The sequence below is a fragment of the Pantoea sp. 18059 genome, from assembly GCF_902706165.1.
Lineage (GTDB): Bacteria > Pseudomonadota > Gammaproteobacteria > Enterobacterales > Enterobacteriaceae > Pantoea > Pantoea agglomerans.
Genome location: NZ_CACSJS010000012.1, coordinates 12,456 through 35,099 on the forward strand (window position 1 = coordinate 12,456; position 22,644 = coordinate 35,099).

Sequence of the window (22,644 nt, forward strand, 5' to 3'; positions counted from 1 at the left end):
AGCCTTTACCGTGCTGGAACGCCTCTCCTGGAAGAGATTACTGACAGAACTGCTTCTGGTCTGTCTGCCCGCAGTGCTGCTGGGCCTGCTGTTCGGCGGTCTGCCCTGGTGGCTGCTGCTGAGCGTACTGACGGTGCTGTTGTGGCATTTTCACAATCTGATGCGGCTGTCGCACTGGCTGTGGCTCGACCGCACCATGACGCCACCAGCCGGGCGTGCCAGCTGGGAACCGCTGTTTTATGGTCTTTACCAGATGCAGCTCCGCAACCGGCGGCGGCGGCGTGAACTGGGCAATCTGATTAAGCGTTTCCGCAGCGGTGCCGAGTCGCTGCCGGATGCGGTGATCCTGACCACCGAAGAGGGCACCATTTTCTGGTGTAACGGCCTGGCGCAGCAGCACCTGGGTCTGCGCTGGCCGGAAGATAATGGCCAGAACATCCTCAATCTGCTCCGTTATCCGGAGTTCTCGCGCTATCTTCGCCAGCGCGATTTCGACAAGCCGCTGACGCTGGTGCTGAACAACAAACTTCACATGGAGTTCCGCGTCATGCCCTACAGCGAAGGGCAGTGGCTGCTGGTGGCGCGTGATGTCACGCAGATGCATCAGCTGGAAGGGGCGCGCCGCAACTTCTTTGCCAACGTCAGCCATGAATTGCGCACACCGCTCACGGTGCTGCAGGGCTATCTGGAGATGATGAACGACTCGGTGATGAGCGAGCCTTCGCGCAGCAAAGCGCTGCACACCATGTCGGAGCAGACGCGCCGCATGGACAGCCTGGTCAAACAGCTGCTGACGCTATCGCGCATTGAAGCCGCGCCCGCAATCGATCTGAAAGAGAAGGTCGATGTGCCGGTGATGCTGAAACTGCTGCAGCATGAGGCGGCAACGCTGAGTGGTGGCCGTCACGACATCCATTTCCATACCGATCCCCATCTGAAAGTGTTCGGCAACGATGAACAGCTGCGCAGCGCCATCTCCAATCTGGTTTACAACGCGGTAAACCACACACCGGATGGCACGCGAATTGATATCAGCTGGCTGCGCGGCAAACAGGGGGCCATTTTCCGGGTGTGCGATAACGGGCCGGGCATCGCCTCAGAACATATTCCGCGTCTTACCGAGCGTTTCTACCGGGTCGATAAAGCCCGTTCGCGTGCGACCGGCGGCAGCGGGCTGGGACTGGCGATAGTGAAACATGCTCTGAGCCACCATAACGCGCGGCTCGATATCACCAGCGTGCCGCACAAGGAGACCTGTTTTACCTTTACGCTGCCAGCGAGGTTGATTGTCAGCAGCGTGATGCAGGAGAATGCCGTTCATTAATTGCTGCCGGATCTCCCTGATGCGCATCCTTCTTTTGTTGATCGTTACTCTGCTGCCGGGCCTGGCACTGGCCCAGCCCGGCGCGCTCTCCGGCAATCTCAGCAGCGTCGGATCCGATACGCTGGGCTATCTGATGACGCTGTGGGGCGAAGATTTCAGTCGCCAGGCGCCGGGCGTCAATGTCCAGGTTCAGGCCTCCGGCTCTTCTACTGCGCCGACCGCGCTGGCGGCGGGTGCAGCACAACTCGGTCCGATGAGCCGCCCGATGCAGGCAGATGAACGCCAGGCCTTTGAGGCGCGCTACGGCTATCCGCCGCTGGCGGTTCCGGTGGCTATGGATGCGCTGGTGGTAGTGGTGAATCAGCGCAATCCGCTACAGCAGATTGAACCGCGACAGCTCGATGCCATCTTCTCGATTACCCGTCTGTGTGGCGCACACAGCGTGCCGCTGCGCTGGGGCGATCTCGGCTTAACCGGCGCGCAGTGGAGCAAACGGCCGATTCAGCGCTATGGACGTAACTCCGCCTCCGGCACATGGGGTTTCTTCAAGCAGCAGGCGCTGTGCAAAGGTGATTTTCGCAGCGACGTGGCGGAGTTTCCCGGCTCGGCCGCAGTGGTGCAGGCGGTGGCCGGTAATTCTCGCAGCATCGGCTACGCCAGTTTTGGCTTTCATCTCAGCGGCGTAAAAATGCTGGCGGTGATGAATGATCAGGGGCAGGCGATTACCCCGGATGCCGAGGCCATCCGCAGTGGCCGTTATCCCTGGGCGCGCCCGCTCTATCTCTATGTGAATAAAGCGCCCGGCAAACCTTTGCCGCCGCTGGTGGCCGCGTTTCTGGAGCAGGTACTTTCGGCGCAGGGACAGCGGCGGGTCAGCGAAGCGGGCTATCTGCCGCTCTCTGACAGTCAGATGACGCAGGCGCGCGCCGCGCTGCGCTAATCCCCCGAACGTGAATTTTTTTCATCATCACTGAATTTTCTTCAGTTGCAGAAGAAAGCCGCCCATGCCACTCTGTGTTCAGACATGTAGCCATCCAGATGGCTATTTATATCAGGATGCAACTATTTCCTGCCGTCATTACCGGCAGGGGAGACAGGAGTGATCATGCAAAGAGAAACCGCCCCGTTCCGTGCCGATACCGTTGGCAGCTTTCTGCGTCCCACCGCCATTAAGCAGGCGCGCGAACAGTTTGCAGCCGGAGAGATTGATGCGGCGGCCCTGCGCCAGGTTGAAGATGAGGCGATTCGCGATGTGGTGGCGAAACAGCGGGAAAATGGCCTGAAAGTGGTCACTGATGGCGAGTTTCGTCGCGGCTGGTGGCACTTCGACTTCTTCTATGGCCTGAATGGCGTAGAGCGCTATGAAGCGGAGCAGGGCATTCAGTTTAATGGCGTGCAGACCAAAGCGCATGGCGTGAAAGTGGTGAGCAAACTCGGTTTCCCGGCGGATCATCCGATGCTGGCGCATTTCCGCTTCCTGCAGAGTATTGCCGGTGATGCGGTGCCGAAGATGACCATTCCCAGCCCCAGCGTGCTGCACTTCCGTGGTGGCCGCAAGGTGATCGACGCGGAAGTCTATCCCGATCTGGCAGACTACTTCGACGATCTGGCGCAGACCTACAAAGCGGCTATTCAGGCGTTTTATGACGCGGGCTGCCGCTATCTGCAACTGGATGATACCGTCTGGGCTTACCTCTGTTCTGAGGATCAGAAGCGCGATATCCGTGCGCGTGGCGACGATCCTGACCAGCTGGCACAGACTTATGCTCAGGTGTTGAATAAAGCGCTGGAAGGTAAACCTGCCGATCTGACCGTGGGTCTGCATGTCTGTCGCGGCAACTTCCGCTCAACCTGGATCTCTGAAGGCGGCTATGGGCCGGTCGCAGAAATCCTGTTCGGCAGCGTCAACGTGGATGCCTTCTTCCTGGAGTATGACAACGCCCGTTCCGGCGGTTTTGAGCCACTGCGTTACATTAAGCCAGGTCATCAGCAGGTGGTGCTGGGTCTGATTACGACCAAAGTGGGAGAACTGGAAGATCCGGAGCAGGTGAAAAACCGGCTGGAAGAGGCGGCGCAGTATGTCAGTCTGGATCAGATCTGCCTCAGTCCGCAGTGTGGTTTTGCCTCAACCGAAGAGGGCAACAGCCTGACCGAGGCGCAGCAGTGGCAGAAGATTCGCTTAGTGGTCGATATCGCAAATCAGGTCTGGTAGTGCTGTAACGTTGTGCAGACAGGCGCGTAAAACGCGCCTTTTGTGTATCTTCAGGCCCGTTTATGCGGGGATTTCTCGCGCTCTGTCTATTATTTAGGCACATCATCTTGTGTGCCTGCTGCAAAAATTAACGCTATCCACTGCCTTTTGAAAAAATGGCGGCATAACCTTCTGGTTTTCCGATCCCGTATTGCCTTTCACCGCTATAAACGTTTTACTTAGCGCCGTTGTCGATCCATCCCTCTGTGAACAGAATAAAAGCAGCTTAAATCACCTGCGCTTTACCCTGCGACGAGCATAATGCGCTGACATTGTCAGCCTGGTCGCGGTTTACACGCAGCGAGGGGACAACACTAACCCAACTTCCACCGCAACATCAGTGACAGGCCGTATGACACATCGTTTAACTTCGAAGGACATTCTCGCGCTGGGCTTTATGACATTCGCCCTGTTTGTTGGCGCGGGCAACATCATTTTCCCGCCCATGGTCGGTATTCAGTCTGGCGAACACGTCTGGACTGCCGCGATTGGTTTTCTGATTACCGCAGTCGGTCTGCCCGTGATGACCGTGATCGCGCTGGCCCGCGTCGGCGGCGGCGTGGATGCGCTCAGCACCCCGATTGGCAAGGTCGCTGGCATCGTGCTGGCCACCGTTTGCTATCTGGCTGTCGGGCCGCTGTTTGCCACACCGCGTACGGCAACGGTCTCGTTTGAGATGGGTATTGCCCCGCTGACCGGTGATGGCGCGCTGCCGCTGTTTATCTATAGCCTGATTTACTTCACGCTGGTGATTGGCGTATCGCTCTATCCCGGCAAGCTACTCGACACGGTAGGGCACTTCCTTGCGCCATTAAAAATTATTGCGCTGACCGTGCTGGGCGTTGCTGCCCTGGTGTGGCCTGCTGGCGGCACGGTTCCGGCTACCGCTGATTATCAGCGTGCGGCCTTCTCCAGCGGTTTCGTCAATGGCTATCTGACCATGGATACGCTGGGCGCGCTGGTATTTGGCATCGTGATTGTCAACGCCGCCCGTTCGCGTGGCGTCGATAATGCCGCGTTGCTGACCCGTTACACCGTGCTGGCAGGGTTAATCGCCGGTCTGGGCCTGACGCTGGTCTACCTATGCCTGTTTAAGCTGGGCGCGGGCAGCGGTGCGCTGGTGGATCAAAACGCTAACGGCGCAGCGATTCTGCACGCGTATGTTCAGCACACCTTTGGCAACATGGGCAGCTTCTTCCTTGCCGCGCTGATCTTCGTCGCCTGTATGGTGACCGCCGTTGGCCTGACCTGTGCCTGTGCGGAATTTTTTGCGCAATACCTGCCGTTATCGTATAAAACGCTGGTGTTTATTTTGGGTCTGTTCTCCATGGTGGTGTCGAATCTCGGCCTGAGCCACCTGATTCAGATCTCCATCCCGGTACTGACGGCGATTTATCCGCCCTGTATCGTGCTGGTGGTGCTGAGTTTCACCCTCAACTGGTGGAATAAGAGCAGCCGGATTATCGCGCCAGCCATGCTGATTAGCCTGCTGTTTGGTATTGTTGATGCGATTAAAACCACCGGGTTTAAAGATTTGCTGCCCGCTTTCAGTCAGAATCTGCCGCTGGCCGATCAGGGTCTCGCCTGGTTGCCGCCGTCGCTGGTGATGCTGCTGATTGCCGCTGTTGTTGATCGGGTGAAAGGGCCGGAACAGGTGACCGTTCACTCGTAGCAGAGAGCACTGATTTTTCTTTAACCACGGGCCTGCCCGTGGTTTTTTCATTTCACAGGTACAGGTTGTTATGCAAGAAACCAACAAGCTCAAACGCGGACTGAGCACGCGCCACATCCGCTTTATGGCGCTGGGATCGGCGATTGGCACCGGGCTGTTCTACGGTTCCGCTGACGCGATAAAAATGGCCGGACCGAGCGTGCTGCTCGCCTATATCATCGGCGGGGCAGTGGCTTACATCATCATGCGCGCACTGGGTGAGATGTCCGTTAACAATCCTCAGGCCAGCTCCTTCTCACGTTACGCGCAGGACTATCTTGGGCCGATGGCAGGCTACATCACCGGCTGGACGTACTGTTTTGAAATCCTGATCGTGGCGATTGCGGATGTCACGGCGTTCGGCATCTATATGGGCGTCTGGTTCCCTGAGGTGCCACACTGGATTTGGGTGCTGAGCGTGGTGCTGATCATCGGTGCCGTCAATCTGATGAGCGTGAAGGTGTTCGGCGAAGTGGAGTTCTGGTTCTCCTTCTTCAAAGTCGCCACCATTATCGTGATGATTCTGGCCGGTTTCGGCATGATCATCTGGGGGCTCGGCAACGGCGGCCAGCCGACCGGCATCCACAATCTCTGGACTAACGGCGGCTTCTTTGCGCACGGCGTAGTCGGTATGCTGCTGTCGCTGCAGATGGTGATGTTTGCCTATGGCGGTATCGAAATCATCGGTATCACCGCCGGTGAAGCGAAAGATCCGGAGAAGTCGATTCCGCGCGCCATCAACTCGGTGCCGTGGCGCATTCTGGTGTTCTACGTCGGCACGCTGTTTGTGATTATGTCGATCTACCCGTGGAATCAGGTGGGCACCTCGGGCAGCCCGTTTGTGCTGACCTTCCAGCATCTGGGTATTGCGGCGGCTGCCTCTATCCTCAATTTTGTGGTGCTGACCGCGTCACTCTCGGCGATTAACAGCGATGTGTTTGGCGTGGGCCGCATGCTGCACGGGATGGCGCAGCAGGGACATGCGCCGAAGGTCTTTATGAAGGTCTCCTCGCGCGGGATTCCGTGGGTGACGGTGGTGGTGATGATGTTCGCCATGCTGATTGCGGTTTATCTCAACTACCTGATGCCGGAAAAAGTCTTCCTGGTGATCGCCTCGCTGGCGACCTTTGCAACGGTGTGGGTCTGGATCATGATTCTGCTGTCGCAGATCGCGTTCCGTCGCAAAATTGGCAAAGAGGCGGCCAGTAAGCTGCAGTTTGCGCTGCCAGGCGGCAGCTGGACTGCTGGCGTCGGCGTAGCCTTCCTCTGCTTTATTATCGGTCTGATTGGTTATTTCCCCGATACCCGCATTTCCCTCTATGTCGGTATGGTGTGGATAGTGGTGCTGCTGCTGGGCTATAAGCTGGTTCGTAAAGTCCGCTAAGGATGTTTTCCATGCTGGCTGGAGTGAGACTGTTGAAGCCCGGCTGCAGATAATGCTGCGGCTGGGGCTGTTTTTTTGGCCTCCCTGATCGGGTTTTGTCTGAAGGCGTTCGTCAGCGCCCGGAGGGGAATTCTGGCCGCGAGCCTGGCCACTGGCGCAGGGGAGTGAAAGTAATGGTCATCGGGCGTTAGCGGGACTATCGTTCAGGCGCGCAGACGGGCGTAACCGGCCGTCCATCTGTAGTGATCGATATCGATGTGGCGCTTATGACAGTCAATCCGCGCTTTATTTCGCTGGATTGACGCCTGCAAATGCGTCTCAGGCTCTATTCGTATCAACAATAATGCTGATTTACTAATTGCCTGACCGCCCCTATCTTGTTAACTGTCCGTGCCAGCATTAATTCGGCAACACAAATAACAAGTTATTCAGGGACAAACCATGTTCAACAAGCCCTCACTAAAGAGTCTGCTGTGCCTGCACTCTGTGTGCTGCATACTCCTTACAGCAATTCTGCTTTCCACAGTGACCGGCTTTGTGCTGAGGAACCAGGCAGAACAACGTCTCCTTGAATCCAGCACTGCATATGCACGTAAACTGGCCAACACTGCCGATAACATGTTCCGGACGGCCCAGAAGGAACTGGCTTTCAGCGCCGCACAGATAACCAGCTACAGGGATTTGCAGGTTCTGCAGCATGAAACCGACAGGCTACGTCTGCAGTCAGACATGTTCAGTTCCGTGCTGGCCCTGTCGCCCGAGGGGCGGGTCGTGGCCGCTTCTCCCTTAAATTTCATTCCATCCGGTACGTCGCTGAGTGTGGCGTCCGGGCAGCTGGAGGCCGTAAAAAAAGGCCCTTTTGTTTCTGACCCACTCACCCCCTATACGGGAAACTATCTCGTCTTTTTGTCGAACCCGGTCTATTCGCCGTCAGGCGAATATCTGGGGTATTTGGCAGGCTCAATCTATCTGACCAGGAGCAGTATGCTGAGCCGTCTTCTGAACCAGCACTTCTATGCTGATAAGACGACTGTCAGCATTGTTTCCGATACCGGTGAAGTGGTTTACTCCGCGGATGAGGCTCTGACCGGAAAAAGCATCAACCTGAGTGCGGATCTGTCGGCGCAACTGAAACAGAAAAAATATGGCGCAGTGAAAACCCTGTTTAATCAACAGAGTTGCCTGCTGGGTTATTCGGACGTTGTGAAAACGAACTGGCATGTATTCGTCTGCGTTTCATCTGACGTGACGAGCGCAATTCTCAACCGCATCGTAAGTGATGTGATCCTCTACGGGCTGGTGCTGGCGCTTCTGTTGGTCATTGTGAGTCTTTACATCTCCGCCAGAATTTCACAGCCACTCGAAAATCTGGCCCGCCTGACCAGCTCAGGCGCGATCGGGCGATTATCAGGAAAAATGGACGGAATTAAAACGTGGTACAAAGAAGCTGACAGGCTAAAAAAAGCATTTCAGGCTTATTCAGCAGCCATCAATAAAACATTTTCTATACTGCGCGATGATGCTCTGACGGATCATCTGACGAAATTACACAACCGGCGGGGCTTCGATCAACTCACGGCACCTTTTGTCGGGGGACAGGGTTCACACAGCCTGGCTCTGTTTGATATCGACCACTTTAAACAGGTTAATGATCAGTTCGGACACGATACAGGGGACGAGGTACTGGTGGCCGTATCAGATCTATTAAAAAAAGGATGCCGTACTCAGGACATCATCTGCCGGTTTGGCGGTGAAGAGTTTGTCATTTTTTTTCCAGACACAACGCTGACCGAAGCCGGATTGGTTGTAAACCGTATACGTGAAAACATTGCAAACGCGCAGTTTCCCGCAGTGAAGCACATTACGATTTCAGCAGGCGTTTGTGGGCTCGCTCACGATGGCGATGACAGAGAAAAAGCGCTGGTTGTGGCAGACCACCTTCTGTACAGGGCCAAGCATGAAGGCCGGAACCGGGTGGTGACCCAGGCACATTCGGTTCACTCACCCTGAGGTACGTTTTTATGATCCGCTTCAGTCGAATGCAGAGTCCGCGTGTAGTTACCCGTCAGCCTGGCCGTTAATTGCTTCTCTCACAGATGAAAAGCGGTGTGTTTTCGGCATAAAAAATCCAGGCATCTTTACCATAAGGCCTGATCTTGAGTACCAGCGGCATATTGTTATCTGTAAAAAAGTCGGGTAACCATTTCTTCTGATCGGAAAGGCTCATCGTCATCTGAGGGGAGTTCATGATCAGCTCAGACCTGAAGTAGTAAAAAAATTGGTTCTGTAAGTATGAAAATGAAATCGTTTTACTCAGATAAGATTTTGTTTCATTTTTATCATATAAGATCCCAGACATTGAAAGAACGCCTTTTCCGTCAAGAAGGGTTTGCGTAATAAGTAAGTCCATCCGGTCCTGCTTCCATTGATAGGACACATCAGCTGTACAAGAAATGGTGTTTTCACCGTTCCTGCTGAATGGCGCGAAAGAATAGATGACAATGCACAAGATAATCAGGAGGATAACTTTAATCATTATTCAGTTTCTTCACAAAGTAATACGAACGGCAATTTGCTCTGACATGTCCATTCAACGGATGCTCGCAGTTAAAATAAGAAAGACTGTCTGCATGTTTGAATGCGGTAAGGTAGATATAAGGTGCTATACTGCAATTTAATTTCATCTCATCAACCTGTTCCTTCACCTCATCCTTTTTCAGCCACCCATCCGCATTATTGAAGATTATGCAGCCTTTGTAGTTAGTGCTGTAAATAAACACAGTGTCATTATGATTCGGTCCGGATCTGAAATATAAAAAAGACGAAAAAAAAAGTGCCAAAAAAAGCATAAAGGTTGCGATCATCATTTTTTTTGACTTAAAAAAAGCTGAAAAAAACGGATGTTGTGTCAGGGGTGAATATGAAGAAATCTTGTTTTCAGAATCTGATTTTTGCTCATTCTGAGTATTCCTCATTCTTTCATCAGGGAGGCTGTGCTCTGGCATTTCATTGCCGCCGGCGGAGAGAGAATGGGCACTTTCCGACTCAGTGCTGACAGATGTAAAGGAAAAAAGACTTTCTCTCTCAACGGTTGTCTGTGGAGAAAGGAGAAACCCCTTCCGCGGCATGGTCCGGATGATATCTTCCTGAAGACCGGCTTTATTCAGCGCGCGTCTCAGCGCCGAGATATTCTGATAAAGAGTCGTTGAGGCCGGTTCCGTACCAAACCGACGCCATACATAGTCATAGAACTGTTGATGTGTGACAAGTTGCCCTACATTATCAATGAGAAGTTCCAGACACAGTGATGCGGATGCGCTGATAACCGCCGGGTTGCCCCTGCCGGTAATTCTTTTTTTATCCGGTTCAAATATCAGAAAACTATTAAGAGTGATTTTTCTGCTCAAAGCATTCTCCACCAGTGAAAGAAATAAAGACCCCGCATAAAACATACGGCTAATGCGCAGGTGAAAGTTTTGTGAAATAGAAAAATTGTAAGCCTGAAGCTAATCAGATCAGTTTAAATAAGTATATCACATCTTTTTATTGCAAATTTATTTTTATGTTTTGCATGATTTTTTATGTGGGTACTGCAAGTAACTCATTGTTTTTTATGAATATAATATTGAATATAAAATTCATATAAATTTAAACAAGATTAGAGAAATTCAAAGGTGTGTTTATCTCACTTCGCTCGTAAGATGCTTTCGCTGGCTTAATTGTGTCTATGAATTTAAGTGCCCTGACAGTATTAACCATGTTGGATTTTCTCTCTCCTGGTTTATTTACTCAGGCATCAGTCAGCATGTCTATTAACAGAAAAAAATTTCAAGGAGTACTGGAATGTTTAAAAAAACTTTATTGACCGGGTTCGTTGCCCTGACCGCATTATCGGCCAGCAGTGTATATGCAGCACAGGAAAATAGTATCCGCTTCAAAGGTGAAGTTTCTGCCCAGACGTGTAACGTCAGCGTCAACGATTCAACTTCAGCTGCACCTGTTATCTTGCTGCAGACGGCAAAGGTCAGCGATCTTTCCGCGACGGGTAATACGTCTACACCCACAAATTTCAGCATGAAGCTGACAGGATGTACGGATCCTAAAACAGCGGCTCAGGACATTAAAATTCATTTTGCATCATCCAATGTTGATGCTTCCGGTAACCTGAAAAATATTGCAACTGACTCTCCGGCAAGTAACGTCGCGATTCAGTTACTGGACCCTGACAATAATGTCATTGATTTAAAATCAGGCGAAGCAACTGCTAAGGCATTCTCGCTCAATCCGAATGAAACCAGCGGAGAAGCACAGTATACCGCTCGGTATATTGCTACCGGTGGGGCTGCAACAGCCGGTAAGGTTGAAGCGACCGTTCAGTACGCTATCAGTTATCTTTAAAAACTGCGCCCCGCGTTTTCGCGGGGCTGGAATAAATTATGAAACTTGTGACTTATCTGAAAATAATTTCAGTTTTCTTTTTTTTAATCAGTGGCGTAACTCAGGCTGCGGTAGTCATGAATGCTTCGCGTATTGTGATGGCGGGTACACTTGAGAAGACCATTATGTTTGATAACACCAGTGACAATCCGTTTATTGTTCAGGTTGAATCGGATAATAAAGACAAACCAGATTTTGTTGCCGTGCCGCCTGTTTTTAAAATTAAAGAGAAAGGGGGGCAGACGGTAAAAGTTAAACTGTTATCCAGTGAGTTGCCTCAGAATAGAGAGTCGCTCTTTTATCTGGACTTTACTCAGATTCCGGGCGTCAGGAAAAATGAAAATGACGATGACCGGCTGAATATCATCATCCGGAGTCGGCTGAAAGTTATTTACAGACCGGCTGCAGTCAATGCTTTTTCTTCGAAAGATGAAAATAAAGTTTCATACCGATTGCAGGGAGGAGCTTTAGTGATCAGCAACAAATCGCCGAATATTCTATCCATCAGAGATATCAGCAATGGAAAGCGGATCCTGGCAGAAAAATTGACGCTATTGCCGGGTGACGATTATTCCGCAGTCCTCAAGGGCGATCGTCTTAGTGGTCCGCTTAATGCGGTGATGATCAATGATTATGGCACGCCAGTAAATTTCCTGATTAAAGATAAATGATGTGATGTTGTTACGAAAATGAAAATCAGAATTTATTACCTGCTTATTTCTCTCTGCTCGTTTTCTATTTATGCGGAAGAATATGAATTCAGCCCCGCCATGCTCAGTGCGGGCGGCCTGAGCGATATTTCCGCATTGTCAGGAGAAGACACATTTTATAACCCCGGTGAATATGACGTTTCTGTTTACATAAACAATAAATTATTTTCAAAAAAGTCGCTGACTTTTGAACGGAAAGGTAAGTCGCTGACGCCGTTATTTACAGGTGAGTTTATCAACAGTTTACCTCTTAAAAAGAAGCCAGAAGCCCTGGTTAATGACAGAAAATACGCGCTTGAAGCTGTTCTGCCGGAGGTAAAGACTTCGCCCGACCTTTCTTCTCTGCGGGTAAACATTACTGTGCCTCAGTCTCTGCTGGTATACCGTCCGGATGATTATATTCCCTCAAGTGAGTTTGAGGCAGGCAGTACCGCCTTATTTTCGAATTACACGGTCAACCAGTATGAGTCACATAGCACCCATACAGGCGGAGTGAGTTCGACGTATGTTGGACTTAGCAGCGGCTTTAACGCAGGAAAGTGGCAGTTCCGGCAGCAGGGGAATTTCAACCGTAACCGTTTTGGGTCCAGATGGCACTCCTCACGCCTGTACGCCAGTCGGGGCTTGCCGTCACTGCGAAGTGAGCTGCTGCTAGGCCAGCTCAGTTCGGGCTCTGATGCATTCAGCGGGCTCGGTTTTACCGGTGTAAGTCTCAGGACCGATAACCGCGTGTTACCCCCTTCCATGGTTCAGTATGCGCCGACGGTGAGAGGTACAGCGAGAACCAATGCGAAAGTCGAAGTCTTTCAAAAAAAATACAAAATCTATGAGACGACTGTTCCACCGGGTAACTTCAGAATTGATGACCTGGCACCGGCTTTCTACGGTGGAGACCTCAATGTCAGGGTGACGGAAAGTGACGGAAGCCTCACTGAGTATTCAGTACCTTACTCTACACTACCGGGTTCCGTCCGCCCCGGACGCCTGGACTATAGCTTTTCAGCCGGCGAGATCAATGATTACAGCCGTGACAACCAGTTTACCGAGCTTTCCGTCAAGTATGGCGTTTCTAATGCGGTAACGGCAAACAGCGGGTTACGTATCGGCAGTGGTTATCAGGCGGCCAGCGGTGGGGCCATCTATTCTTCGTCACTCGGTGCATTCGGTTCTTCTGCAACCTGGTCCAATGCGCGACTCAGAAATGGCAGCGCCACGCAGGGGTGGATGGTGAATACCGAGTACAGTAAAACGCTGGGTCCGGTTGGCACCACCATCAGTTTTGCCGGCTACCGGTATTCCACCCGTGGCTACCGGGATCTTCAGGATATCGTTGCCCTGAACAACTCGGACACCCCGCTGTCGTCGGTGGAGGGGGGAACGTACATGCAAAAAAACCGTCTTCAGCTCAATGTCAGCCAACCGCTAGGTTCACTGGGCAGCATTTACGTTTCCGGCTCATCGCAAAATTACTATGACGGACGAAACAAAGACACCTCTTATCAGGTGGGATACAACACGGCATTGCCTTACGGCATTCACATGGATTTCAGTATTTCCAGACAGTACCGCACCCGGATTTCTGACGCGCAGAGATGGGGAGTACCTGACGAAAAACGGCACAAGGAATATTACAAAGACACCCAGTTTGCGCTGAATTTTTCTGTGCCTATCGGGCGTGATACCCGTAATACAACCCTGTCTGCGTCATACATCAATAGTAATAGTGAACACAGCTACCAGACCTCGCTGTCCGGCAGCGCAGGTAAAGACAACACGACCCAGTGGGGTGTGAATTACAGTCGCGACCGCTCAGGAAACAGTTCGGGTCTGAATCTGGCGACCATTCTGCCCAAAGCCAACGTGAGTGGAACGGTCTCAAAATCTCCGGGAAACTGGCAGGCATCCGGTTCGATGAGCGGTGCCATCGCGTTGCACAGTGGCGGGATCACACTGGGGCATACCGTGAGTAACACGTTTGCCATTGTGGAAGCAAAAGGGGCAGAGGGCGCCACGGTACTCAATGGCCAGAACATTAAAATCGACAGTTCAGGTTATGCAATCGTTCCTTCGCTGATGCCTTACAGACGTAACAACATCAACCTTGATGCGCCGGAAGGGGCATCCGCGGATGTCGATATTATTGACAGCCAGCACGTTGTGACGCCATACGCGGGTTCCGTCAACCGGGTGGTCTTCAAAACGCGCCAGGGCATACCGGTCATGATGCAGCTCAGGCGGGCGAATGGCAGCTATGTCCCCCTGGGGTCAGATATTTTCGATTCCGGTGGAAATAACGTTGCAACGGTAAGCCAGGCCGGTAATACCTATCTGCGGCTGGAAAACCGTCAGACACTGACCGCCCGGTGGGGCAGCGCGCCCGATGAACAGTGCACCATCCGTTATACGCCTGTAGATACTCAGTCCACGAAAGCGCTGAATTATATTACCGCAGTCTGTCAATAAGGCCTTATGCATGAAAAAGTATGCAGTCATTTTTTCCCTGCCGATCGTGGCGTTTTTTACATCGTCAGCCTTCGCCACATGCCAGCCTGTCTATAAAGCCAGACAGGGCGATGACAGTAAAGGCGGTGTGCCTCTGATTTTTGGTTCAATAAAACTTCAGCCCGCGGAGTTTATGCCAACTGGACTGATTGGCTCCACTACGGCCACGGTAGGGCAGGCTCAATCCTTGCCTGAAGGGGAGAACCAGCTGTTATACACCTGTGATCTTGCCGATCAGGGACAGACCTATGAGTATTTTGCCACTAACGGCGACAGTAACGTGGGGGGCAATATCAGCGCGGGAGAGGGCGTCTATCAGACCTATTTTCCTTTTATCGGCATCAAACTGATTCGTGACAGTGACGGTAAGGTGTTCTCAAGGTACTGGCAGCATTCACCAATTGAAGGGCACCGGGAGGGTAACAAGCTCAACTTTTATGCCCGTGACTTCAGCGGTGTGACGGCAGAAATTTACCGCTTACCATCCACAATGAGAGGAGGCGATCCGGTTGCGCATTGGGGATGTAATGGCCCTGCGGATGATTCCGCCAGCGGTATTGCATATACCTGTCCCCAGCCCAACGGCTATACGGTTTTTGTCGGGCCGGGCTGGAACGACAAAAAAAATATCACTATCCCAGGTGCTGACAGTAACACGAACTGGGACGGGTTCAGTAACTGGAACTGGATTGGCTTTGGGATGCAATACTCTACGGCAAACACGTTCGTGCAAACGCCCTGGGGATGTCGCGTCTACAGCTATACAAATCCTGTCATTTTACCGCCAGTCACTGTCACTGCGTTGAAGTCTGATTTTGAAACAATAGGTAAGGACTTTACTGTAACCTATCGGTGCGGTGGGGCGCTCGTTAATGGCTTTATCAACCGGAATGCAGGTGTTGGACCTGATAAAATTTCGGTCGCATTCAGCACTGATCATCCTATGTCCGGGAACAACGTTTTGTGGTCACGTTATGCGTTATCGGATAATTATGGACAGGATGGATATGCGTCAAACGTCGGCATAGGTGTGTCTGTTGCCGGTAAGACGGTCGGATTTATAACCAACGCATACACTAATGATTATACAAAAGGCTGGTTTTCTCTTCTGGATGGGGAAATCTCGCGTTCTCAAAATACCCCCACTCAGGTAGATATCACGTCTCAGTATTTCGCATTCTATGGCATCGTTGACCCCGCAAAACCTGTCACGCCTGGGAAAATAGATGCGACGGCGCATATTATTGTGAGGTACTGGTGATGAGATATTTTTTATATTGGGTGAGTTTTATTTTTCTGTTTAATGCGGCGGAACTCCATGCCACGATTATGCCGTTGCAGGACAGGGTGCTGTTCAGCAGCAAGGACAGCGGCAGGCGCCTGCTCATCGTCAACAACGACAGTCAGGCGCCGGTGTTACTTCAGAGCTGGGTTGATGATGGAAGCGCCGGCGATATTAATAAAGAAAAAAATTACCCTTTTGCTATTATTCCAGCAGTCGCCAGGATGACACCGGGTAAAATTCTGAACCTTAAGATACTGCCGACGGAAAAAATACTTGATTTACCCCGTGATCGTGAGTCCGTATTCTGGATAAATCTCTATGAAATTCCGGGTGTCAAATCTTCTCAGCAGGAGAAAACGGCCAATAAAATAGAAGTCGGATTAAACACCCAGCTGAGAATTACCTATCGGCCTTTCAATAGCAGTATGGACATTAACAGTATTGGCGGCGCTATAAACGTCCGCATTGCCGACAACGGTCATTCACTCGAGCTGAGTAATCCTACGCCCTATTTTGTGACGCCTGTTTCATTAAAAGTTACGTCATTGGCTGGAGAGCAGTCACTAAAACTGGGCATGGACAGAATGATTGCTCCTTATGACAATAAAGGTTTTAGTTTGCCTGAAGTAATAAAAAATAAAAAAATGACCGTTGAATACACGCTGGTCGATGACGTCGGAAAAGAGGCCGTTTTCACTAAAAACCTGAATTAGTTTTCACCTTATATACGCTGGTTCCAGACTGGCAGAATAACGCTGTTTACAGCTTTTACAACATTATTTAATCCGTTTTAAGCAATGGAGGAACTGTGACGTTTATGGATAATACCCAACGCTGCATGTCATTTACTGAGAATGAAGTCGCTGTCACCTGGTTCTTTATGACCGGCATGACCCTGAAGCAGATAGCCGAATGGTTAGGGCTGACTGAGAAGTCCGTTAGTTATTACAAAAGAAGGGTGATGAGGAAAATAGGAGTAAAAAACAATAATGAATTTATTATGTGGTATCTGGGGAATCGATCGATATATCAGGACAGTGCCGCGGAATTCAGTATTCTGCGCCGAAGTGTTCCTGACTCCCGTAATCAGCAGGTAAGGGATTAACAGGTTGATTTTAAGGAGGCAATTAAATTCAACCTTACTATTTTCCAGGCCGGGTATGTAGCTTCAGGCGAGAGCGCGTGTGGGTACATGGGCACAGGGGGAGAAGACAGAAAGAGAGAAATAAAAAACGGCGAAACCAGTCGCCGAAATACTCAAGAATTACAGGAAAATAGTTAATAAAGGGATGATTGACGGGTCTATCGTAAAACAAAACGAGTGGCGCTGATAGTCAGGCGATTTAAATAAGAAAAGGTCGGAATGGCGTTAATTAACAGCGGTTAACATTATTCAGGCCGCGTTGATGCTGCGGCCTGAATTTGATTAGCCACAGACTCAGGGCAATATAACCGAAACCGGCAGCACAGCGCTGTTATCCAGCTTTTTTCGTAGCTGAGTCAGCGTGGATTGATAAGGGCAGAGCAGGCCGACATCGGTGATTCTGCAGTCATGCTGATGCCACTCCTGACGTAATAACGGATGTTTATCATCAATCGGTTGCAGCTGACGAATCCCATCCAGACTCTGCGCCTGGAAATAGAGCCGCAAAAAACGTTCGCCGCTGTGGGTGTCGCGCCAGCGCTCCAGCACCAGACTACTGCCCGGTGGAATGTTGCCGCGTGAATAGCCTGGCAACTGCCAGCTAAAGCCCATCAGGGTGCGCACCATCGCAATATTAGTGTCATGTGCCACCAGAATCAGCCAGCGGCCCGGCGCGCTATCGGAAGCAATCGCCTCCAGCAGGGCGTTGAGCAATATTGAGCCACGGCGCTGTGCCTGATAGAGCACGTCGTTGCTGAGATCGTAGTTTGCGGTCAGCAGCGGCAGCAGCGTGGTGATCTGCGCGGCCGAGGTGATGTGTCCCCAGGCGAGCTGGTCCAACGGCAGGTTTTCGCTGTAGCCCAGTCGCAGCGTCTCCACCATGCTTGCCATCACACTCAGCCCGTAAACGTATGTGTTGCCGTTACGGGTTTGCCGGAACGACCAGGGCGCATCAAAGAGGGGGCAGTCAGTCGCGGGCGGGCAGACGGCGGCTTTCAGCTGCTGAATGGCGGGTTGCAACTGCTGTTGCAGCCGCGCCAGATCGCCCGCTTTCTGCTGCTTAGCCGCCAGCTCCTGAGCAGGATCGCTCTGGGTGATCGTCAGCTTTTCACTCTGAAACAGGGGATCGACTTCGCCCGCGACGTGATGCACCGGCACGCCGCAGCCGGGAAAGGCCCCATCAGTCAGCGCTGTGGCCGTGGCACGGGTGCGCTGCAGCGGACTGGCGCGCACGTAGACCTGTGCCGCATCAGGACAGCCCGCGCCCAGCAGGCCGAGCTGGCGATAGTGCTCGCCTTGCCAGCGTCCTTTATTGACCACCGCGCTGTAGCCATGACCGGTCAGCTCACCATCGGCGGTGGTCCACTGCGTCCAGGGTTGCTGGCTGGCGGCTTCAATCTCTTTACGATTGCCGGGGGTGGGCGGACGGACACCGTGACGGCTCAGTTCGACCACTTTCTCCAGCTGGTAATCCGCCGCCTGTGACACCGGACTTAACAGCCAGAGAGAACAGAGGATCAGCGCGCAGCGGTACAGGCCTGGCAGCGTCATTTACTCCTCCAGCGCGCGATTATCGGTCAGCGCTTTGATTTTTGGATAAAGAGTCGCATTGGCCAGCAACACCGGGTTGCCGTTTTTGAGTCCTTCGTTGCGCAGATAATCATTAGTAACGCCGCCCGCTTCGCGCATCAGGACGATGCCCGGCAGACTATCCCAGGGATGCATATGTGCTTCATAGTAGCCAATCAGTCGCCCGGCGGCCGCCCAGGCGCTGGTCAGCGCGCCAGAACCGATGCGGATAAACATGCCACCCTGTTCAGTTAAGCCGCTAATCAGGCGCGAGACGCTTTCGGCAGGGGTGCGACTGGAGTTGCTGATGCCGAGCAAACCCTCGTTGAGATGCGTCGCGCTATGAACCTGCAAACGGCTCTCATTAACCCACGCACCCTGACCTGCTCGTGCGTGAAACAGCTCCTGATGATTGGGATCGCAGACCACGCCGATCACTGGTTCGCCGTCACAGACCACCGCCAGCGAGACGCACCAGTTAGGCAGGCCGTTGACGAAGCAGGCGGTGCCGTCGATGGGATCGACCACCCAGATAAAGGGCGCGCCCTGAACCTCACCGCCGCTCTCTTCGCCATAGACAGCATCGTCAGGAAAGCGCTCAGCGATTAATGTCTTAATCAATGCCTCAACGTTACGATCAGCCTCGCTGACCACGTCCTGCAAATCCCTTTTGTGTTCCACCACCAGTGTCTGACGCTGCTGATACCACGAATAAGCCCGGCTGGCCGCCGCACGGGCGATGTCGCAGGCGTAACGGTAACGCGCGTCAATTTCAGAATGCGAAGCGGATGACATCTTTTCCTCTTATGTCTTTTGGTCAAAACGAACGGAAGGCACGCCTGAACAGGCGGTCTGGCTGTGATATTTACTTAACTATTGTTAAGAAAGGCTTCATTAAGCCGCAGATAGGCAGCAATGGCAAGATGATGCGGGGGTCGGGTGAGGCGCTTTCCCGGCGGACGAAAGCTGGCGTCCGCCAGCCCGGCAGCAGAGGATCGTGTTTTACAGGGTTCTGCTGGTCGCCAGCGCCATTAAACGCGGATAAAAAACAAAAAACAGCGCTTCCAGCTGATCATAGTGTTGCGTGAAATCGTGGTAGGAGTCGCGCAGGGCCGCCAGGCGTGGACGGCGGCTGGCCATGCCGTGCAGCACCCGCTCCAGCCGCGCGGGCTGGGCATAATGCTCAAACCAGCGCTCGCGCCACATCACCGCGTTGAGTTCCTGAAACTCGATGGGGGTGTCTGTCAGTTGCGGCATGATCTCGCGCTCGGCGGCGGCAGAAAAGTGCACCAGGGTCTGGCCGGGCGTGAAGTGCTGCCAGTGCCGGGCCAGAAAATGGTCCCAGATGACGTCCAGCGTAATGGGTGCCACGCGATAGGTTTCGGCACGGAATAGCTGACGGGCGCTGCGCACTTCCGGCAGCGCATCGGTCATCACATCGAGACGACGGTGCATCAGAATGCCGTCCGCGACGGGCGCAGACCAGTGCTGGTGCGGGTTGCCACGCACAAAATCGGCCATTAAATTGCCGAGTAAGGAGCTGTCGGCCAGCTTAGCCAGATGGAGATGAGCAAGAAAGTTCATGCCGCATTATAGGCTGAACTGCCTTTGCGCAGCCAGTTGTTCAGAATTGGTCGATTTTCCGCTAAACTGTGCCGCCTGTTTTTGCCTGAGAAAGAACTCTTTCATGCGTGTCGCCGATTTTGCTTTTGAACTGCCTGAATCCCTGATTGCTCACTATCCCCAGGCGCAGCGCAGCGGCTGTCGTCTGCTGTCGCTCGATGGCCCCAGCGGGACGCTGTCGCACGGTGTGTTCACCGACGTGCTGGATAAGCTGAATCCGGGCGATCTGCTGGTGTTCAACAACACCCGTGTGATTCCGGCGCGCGTCTTTGGCCGCAAAGCCAGTGGCGGCAAAATCGAGATGCTGGTGGAGCGGATGCTTGACGACAAGCGTGTGCTGGCCCATGTGCGCGCCTCGAAAGCGCCGAAGCCGGGAGCAGAACTGCTGCTGGGCGAAGACGAGAGCGTCAAAGCGACGATGGTGGCGCGTCACGATGCGCTGTTTGAGATTGTGTTTGATGATGAGCGCGCGGTGCTCGACATCCTCAACAGCGTTGGCCATATGCCTCTGCCGCCTTATATCGACCGTCCGGATGAAGAGGCGGATCGCGAGCTCTATCAGACAGTTTACAGCGCCCGTCCGGGTGCCGTTGCGGCACCGACCGCCGGTCTGCATTTTGATGAACCGCTGCTGCAGGCGCTGAAAGAGAAGGGCATTGAGATGGCGTTTGTGACGCTGCATGTCGGTGCGGGAACCTTCCAGCCAGTGCGCGTCGACACCATCGAAGAGCATCACATGCATGCTGAATATGCCGAAGTGCCGCAGGAGGTTGTTGATGCGGTGCTGGCCTGTAAAGCACGCGGCAATAAGGTGGTCGCTGTCGGCACCACCTCTGTCCGTTCGCTGGAGAGCGCCGCCAAAGCGAGTCAGGATGCCCTGATTGCGCCGTTCTTCGACGATACCCAGATTTTCATCTATCCGGGCTATGAGTATCAGGTGATCGATGCGCTGATCACCAACTTCCATCTGCCCGAATCGACTCTGATTATGCTGGTCTCGGCGTTTGCCGGTTATCAGCACACCATGGCCGCGTACCGCGCAGCCGTGGCTGAGCAATATCGTTTCTTCAGTTATGGCGACGCGATGTTTATCAGCAAAAATCCGCAGGCGCCGCTGGAAAAAGTGGGCGACTGATTTATTAACCGATAGCCGGAATCGACTGAGAGCGACTGAAGGTTATCTGCATCGGACTGTTTCTCCGATGGAGGCTTTGTGAAATTTGAACTTGATACCACAGATGGGCGCGCACGCCGTGGCCGTCTGATTTTTGATCGCGGTGTGGTGGAAACCCCTGCGTTTATGCCTGTTGGCACCTATGGCACCGTTAAAGGCATGACGCCGGAAGAAGTGCAGGAGACCGGCGCGCAGATCATTCTGGGCAATACCTTCCACCTCTGGCTGCGTCCGGGTCAGGAGATCATGAAACTGCATGGCGATCTGCATGACTTTATGCAGTGGAAAGGGCCGATCCTGACCGACTCCGGCGGCTTCCAGGTCTTCAGCCTGGGCGACATCCGTAAAATCACCGAAGCGGGCGTGCATTTCCGTAACCCGATCAACGGCGACCCGATCTTCCTCGATCCGGAAAAATCGATGGAGATTCAGTATGACCTCGGTTCCGACATCGTGATGATTTTCGATGAATGTACGCCCTATCCGGCGGACTGGGACTACGCCAAACGCTCGATGGAGATGTCGCTGCGCTGGGCGCAACGCAGTCGTGACCGTTTTGACAGCCTGGGCAATAAAAATGCGCTATTTGGCATTATTCAGGGCTCGGTTTACGAAGATTTACGAGATGTCTCGGTGAAAGGTCTGGTAGAGATTGGCTTTGATGGGTACGCTGTGGGCGGCCTGGCGGTGGGTGAGCCTAAGCAGGACATGCACCGTATTCTTGAGCACGTCTGTCCGCAGCTTCCGCAGGATAAACCGCGTTATCTGATGGGTGTCGGCAAGCCAGAAGATCTGGTTGAGGGCGTCCGTCGCGGCGTCGATATGTTTGACTGCGTGATGCCGACCCGTAATGCCCGAAATGGTCATCTGTTTGTGACCGAGGGTGTGGTGAAAATCCGCAACGCCAGATACAAAGATGACACTGCGCCACTGGATGCGGAGTGTGATTGTTACACCTGTCGCAATTATAGCCGCGCCTACTTGTATCATCTCGACCGTTGTAACGAAATACTGGGCGCGCGTCTGAACACTATCCACAATTTGCGCTATTACCAGCGCCTGATGGCAGGTTTACGCCAGGCCATCGAAGAGGGTAAATTAGAGCGCTTTGTAAACGAGTTCTACCAACGGACGGGCAAAGAAGTTCCGCCTTTAACGTCTGATAATTCATCAATGAGGGAAATTTAATGAGCTTTTTCATTTCTGACGCCGTGGCCGCAGCAGGCGCACCGTCTCAGGGAAGTCCGTATTCTCTGGTGATCATGCTGGTGGTGTTTGGTCTGATTTTCTATTTCATGATCCTGCGTCCGCAGCAGAAACGTGCGAAAGAGCACAAGAAGCTGATGGATTCTATCTCTAAGGGTGATGAAGTGCTGACCAGCGGTGGCCTTGTAGGCCGCGTAACAAAAGTCTCTGACACGGGCTACGTAGCTATCGCGCTGAATGACACCAATGAAGTCGTCATTAAACGTGATTTCGTCGCCGCCGTGCTGCCTAAAGGCACTATCAAGGCGCTGTAATTCTTTCTTC

Annotated in this window: 20 protein-coding genes; 15 read left to right on the forward strand and 5 right to left on the reverse strand. The window is 52.7% G+C overall.

All coding sequences use genetic code 11. The features are described 5' to 3' along the window. The first annotated feature begins 10 nt into the window (after positions 1–10). From phoR to GVJ63_RS21175, 6 genes are all read left to right on the forward strand, one after another. Positions 11–1,324: a phosphate regulon sensor histidine kinase PhoR gene (gene phoR, locus GVJ63_RS21150; RefSeq protein ID WP_010255313.1), complete on the forward strand. Its 1,314-nt coding sequence runs from the start codon at positions 11–13 to the stop codon at positions 1,322–1,324. A gap of 19 nt (positions 1,325–1,343) precedes the next feature. Further along, a complete protein-coding gene (locus GVJ63_RS21155) occupies positions 1,344–2,264 on the forward strand; it encodes a PstS family phosphate ABC transporter substrate-binding protein (protein ID WP_061901708.1) in 921 nt (306 codons plus the stop codon). A 165-nt stretch (positions 2,265–2,429) separates the two neighbouring features. Then, entirely contained in the window at positions 2,430–3,536 is a 1,107-nt protein-coding gene (locus GVJ63_RS21160; protein WP_159227330.1) for a cobalamin-independent methionine synthase II family protein, read from the forward strand. A gap of 391 nt (positions 3,537–3,927) precedes the next feature. Further along, on the forward strand, positions 3,928–5,247 hold the full coding sequence (gene brnQ / locus GVJ63_RS21165; RefSeq protein WP_010255323.1) for a branched-chain amino acid transporter carrier protein BrnQ: 1,320 nt from the start codon (positions 3,928–3,930) through the stop codon (positions 5,245–5,247). Between the two features lie 70 nt (positions 5,248–5,317). Continuing rightward, a complete protein-coding gene (gene proY, locus GVJ63_RS21170; protein WP_010255326.1) occupies positions 5,318–6,670 on the forward strand; it encodes a proline-specific permease ProY in 1,353 nt (450 codons plus the stop codon). Between the two features lie 441 nt (positions 6,671–7,111). Further along, positions 7,112–8,680, forward strand: a complete 1,569-nt coding sequence (locus GVJ63_RS21175) for a sensor domain-containing diguanylate cyclase (protein ID WP_235038370.1) — start codon at positions 7,112–7,114, stop codon at positions 8,678–8,680. 67 nt (positions 8,681–8,747) lie between these two features. On the opposite strand, the gene GVJ63_RS21180 is transcribed toward GVJ63_RS21175, so the two are convergent. Both GVJ63_RS21180 and GVJ63_RS21185 read right to left on the reverse strand, forming a co-directional pair. After that, complete coding sequence (locus tag GVJ63_RS21180; protein ID WP_010255330.1) at positions 8,748–9,206, reverse strand: hypothetical protein; 459 nt, start codon at positions 9,204–9,206, stop codon at positions 8,748–8,750. Continuing rightward, complete coding sequence (locus tag GVJ63_RS21185) at positions 9,199–10,122, reverse strand: winged helix-turn-helix domain-containing protein (protein ID WP_060679577.1); 924 nt, start codon at positions 10,120–10,122, stop codon at positions 9,199–9,201. The genes GVJ63_RS21180 and GVJ63_RS21185 overlap by 8 nt, the downstream gene beginning before the upstream one ends. Before the next feature lie 391 nt (positions 10,123–10,513). Here GVJ63_RS21185 and GVJ63_RS21190 point away from each other — a divergent pair, with 391 nt between their 5' ends. From GVJ63_RS21190 to GVJ63_RS21215, 6 genes are all read left to right on the forward strand, one after another. Beyond that, positions 10,514–11,068, forward strand: a complete 555-nt coding sequence (locus tag GVJ63_RS21190; protein WP_033766625.1) for a fimbrial protein — start codon at positions 10,514–10,516, stop codon at positions 11,066–11,068. A gap of 38 nt (positions 11,069–11,106) precedes the next feature. Continuing rightward, entirely contained in the window at positions 11,107–11,778 is a 672-nt protein-coding gene (locus GVJ63_RS21195; protein ID WP_010255337.1) for a molecular chaperone, read from the forward strand. 18 nt (positions 11,779–11,796) lie between these two features. Next, positions 11,797–14,280, forward strand: coding sequence for a fimbria/pilus outer membrane usher protein (locus GVJ63_RS21200; RefSeq protein WP_010255338.1), 2,484 nt, complete (start codon positions 11,797–11,799; stop codon positions 14,278–14,280). A 10-nt stretch (positions 14,281–14,290) separates the two neighbouring features. Beyond that, on the forward strand, positions 14,291–15,580 hold the full coding sequence (locus tag GVJ63_RS21205; RefSeq protein WP_022626130.1) for a fimbrial protein: 1,290 nt from the start codon (positions 14,291–14,293) through the stop codon (positions 15,578–15,580). After that, entirely contained in the window at positions 15,580–16,317 is a 738-nt protein-coding gene (locus GVJ63_RS21210) for a molecular chaperone (protein WP_010255341.1), read from the forward strand. The genes GVJ63_RS21205 and GVJ63_RS21210 overlap by 1 nt, the downstream gene beginning before the upstream one ends. Before the next feature lie 104 nt (positions 16,318–16,421). Next, entirely contained in the window at positions 16,422–16,709 is a 288-nt protein-coding gene (locus GVJ63_RS21215; RefSeq protein WP_010255342.1) for a helix-turn-helix transcriptional regulator, read from the forward strand. A gap of 333 nt (positions 16,710–17,042) precedes the next feature. Here GVJ63_RS21215 and GVJ63_RS21220 read toward each other — a convergent pair whose 3' ends face one another. The 3 genes from GVJ63_RS21220 to GVJ63_RS21230 form a co-directional block, all read right to left on the reverse strand. Further along, positions 17,043–18,299, reverse strand: coding sequence for a histidine-type phosphatase (locus GVJ63_RS21220; RefSeq protein ID WP_060679580.1), 1,257 nt, complete (start codon positions 18,297–18,299; stop codon positions 17,043–17,045). Beyond that, entirely contained in the window at positions 18,300–19,112 is an 813-nt protein-coding gene (locus GVJ63_RS21225; RefSeq protein WP_064689915.1) for an inositol monophosphatase, read from the reverse strand. It lies immediately after the preceding gene. 207 nt (positions 19,113–19,319) lie between these two features. Then, complete coding sequence (locus GVJ63_RS21230; RefSeq protein ID WP_064689916.1) at positions 19,320–19,901, reverse strand: ACP phosphodiesterase; 582 nt, start codon at positions 19,899–19,901, stop codon at positions 19,320–19,322. A 103-nt stretch (positions 19,902–20,004) separates the two neighbouring features. Between GVJ63_RS21230 and queA the strand changes: the two genes are divergently transcribed. The 3 genes from queA (at position 20,005) to yajC (ending at position 22,634) form a co-directional block, all read left to right on the forward strand. Beyond that, positions 20,005–21,075, forward strand: coding sequence for a tRNA preQ1(34) S-adenosylmethionine ribosyltransferase-isomerase QueA (gene queA / locus GVJ63_RS21235; protein ID WP_010671194.1), 1,071 nt, complete (start codon positions 20,005–20,007; stop codon positions 21,073–21,075). 78 nt (positions 21,076–21,153) lie between these two features. Continuing rightward, the gene (tgt, locus tag GVJ63_RS21240; RefSeq protein WP_010255351.1) at positions 21,154–22,302 is read left to right on the forward strand and encodes a tRNA guanosine(34) transglycosylase Tgt; all 1,149 of its coding nucleotides are present in this window, start codon (positions 21,154–21,156) and stop codon (positions 22,300–22,302) included. Further along, the gene (gene yajC / locus GVJ63_RS21245) at positions 22,302–22,634 is read left to right on the forward strand and encodes a preprotein translocase subunit YajC (RefSeq protein WP_010255353.1); all 333 of its coding nucleotides are present in this window, start codon (positions 22,302–22,304) and stop codon (positions 22,632–22,634) included. The genes tgt and yajC overlap by 1 nt, the downstream gene beginning before the upstream one ends. Positions 22,635–22,644 lie beyond the last annotated feature (10 nt).

Coding starts and splice junctions, on each gene's coding strand:
- GVJ63_RS21195 (WP_010255337.1), top strand. CDS start 11,107: ATGAAACTTGTGACTTATCTGAAAATAATTTCAGTTTTCTTTTTTTTA.
- GVJ63_RS21190 (WP_033766625.1), top strand. CDS start 10,514: ATGTTTAAAAAAACTTTATTGACCGGGTTCGTTGCCCTGACCGCATTA.
- GVJ63_RS21200 (WP_010255338.1), top strand. CDS start 11,797: ATGAAAATCAGAATTTATTACCTGCTTATTTCTCTCTGCTCGTTTTCT.
- GVJ63_RS21160 (WP_159227330.1), top strand. CDS start 2,430: ATGCAAAGAGAAACCGCCCCGTTCCGTGCCGATACCGTTGGCAGCTTT.
- GVJ63_RS21175 (WP_235038370.1), top strand. CDS start 7,112: ATGTTCAACAAGCCCTCACTAAAGAGTCTGCTGTGCCTGCACTCTGTG.
- queA (WP_010671194.1), top strand. CDS start 20,005: ATGCGTGTCGCCGATTTTGCTTTTGAACTGCCTGAATCCCTGATTGCT.
- GVJ63_RS21230 (WP_064689916.1), bottom strand. CDS start 19,901: ATGAACTTTCTTGCTCATCTCCATCTGGCTAAGCTGGCCGACAGCTCC.
- GVJ63_RS21225 (WP_064689915.1), bottom strand. CDS start 19,112: ATGTCATCCGCTTCGCATTCTGAAATTGACGCGCGTTACCGTTACGCC.
- GVJ63_RS21210 (WP_010255341.1), top strand. CDS start 15,580: ATGAGATATTTTTTATATTGGGTGAGTTTTATTTTTCTGTTTAATGCG.
- yajC (WP_010255353.1), top strand. CDS start 22,302: ATGAGCTTTTTCATTTCTGACGCCGTGGCCGCAGCAGGCGCACCGTCT.
- GVJ63_RS21155 (WP_061901708.1), top strand. CDS start 1,344: ATGCGCATCCTTCTTTTGTTGATCGTTACTCTGCTGCCGGGCCTGGCA.
- proY (WP_010255326.1), top strand. CDS start 5,318: ATGCAAGAAACCAACAAGCTCAAACGCGGACTGAGCACGCGCCACATC.
- GVJ63_RS21205 (WP_022626130.1), top strand. CDS start 14,291: ATGAAAAAGTATGCAGTCATTTTTTCCCTGCCGATCGTGGCGTTTTTT.
- GVJ63_RS21185 (WP_060679577.1), bottom strand. CDS start 10,122: ATGTTTTATGCGGGGTCTTTATTTCTTTCACTGGTGGAGAATGCTTTG.
- GVJ63_RS21220 (WP_060679580.1), bottom strand. CDS start 18,299: ATGACGCTGCCAGGCCTGTACCGCTGCGCGCTGATCCTCTGTTCTCTC.
- GVJ63_RS21215 (WP_010255342.1), top strand. CDS start 16,422: ATGGATAATACCCAACGCTGCATGTCATTTACTGAGAATGAAGTCGCT.
- brnQ (WP_010255323.1), top strand. CDS start 3,928: ATGACACATCGTTTAACTTCGAAGGACATTCTCGCGCTGGGCTTTATG.
- GVJ63_RS21180 (WP_010255330.1), bottom strand. CDS start 9,206: ATGATTAAAGTTATCCTCCTGATTATCTTGTGCATTGTCATCTATTCT.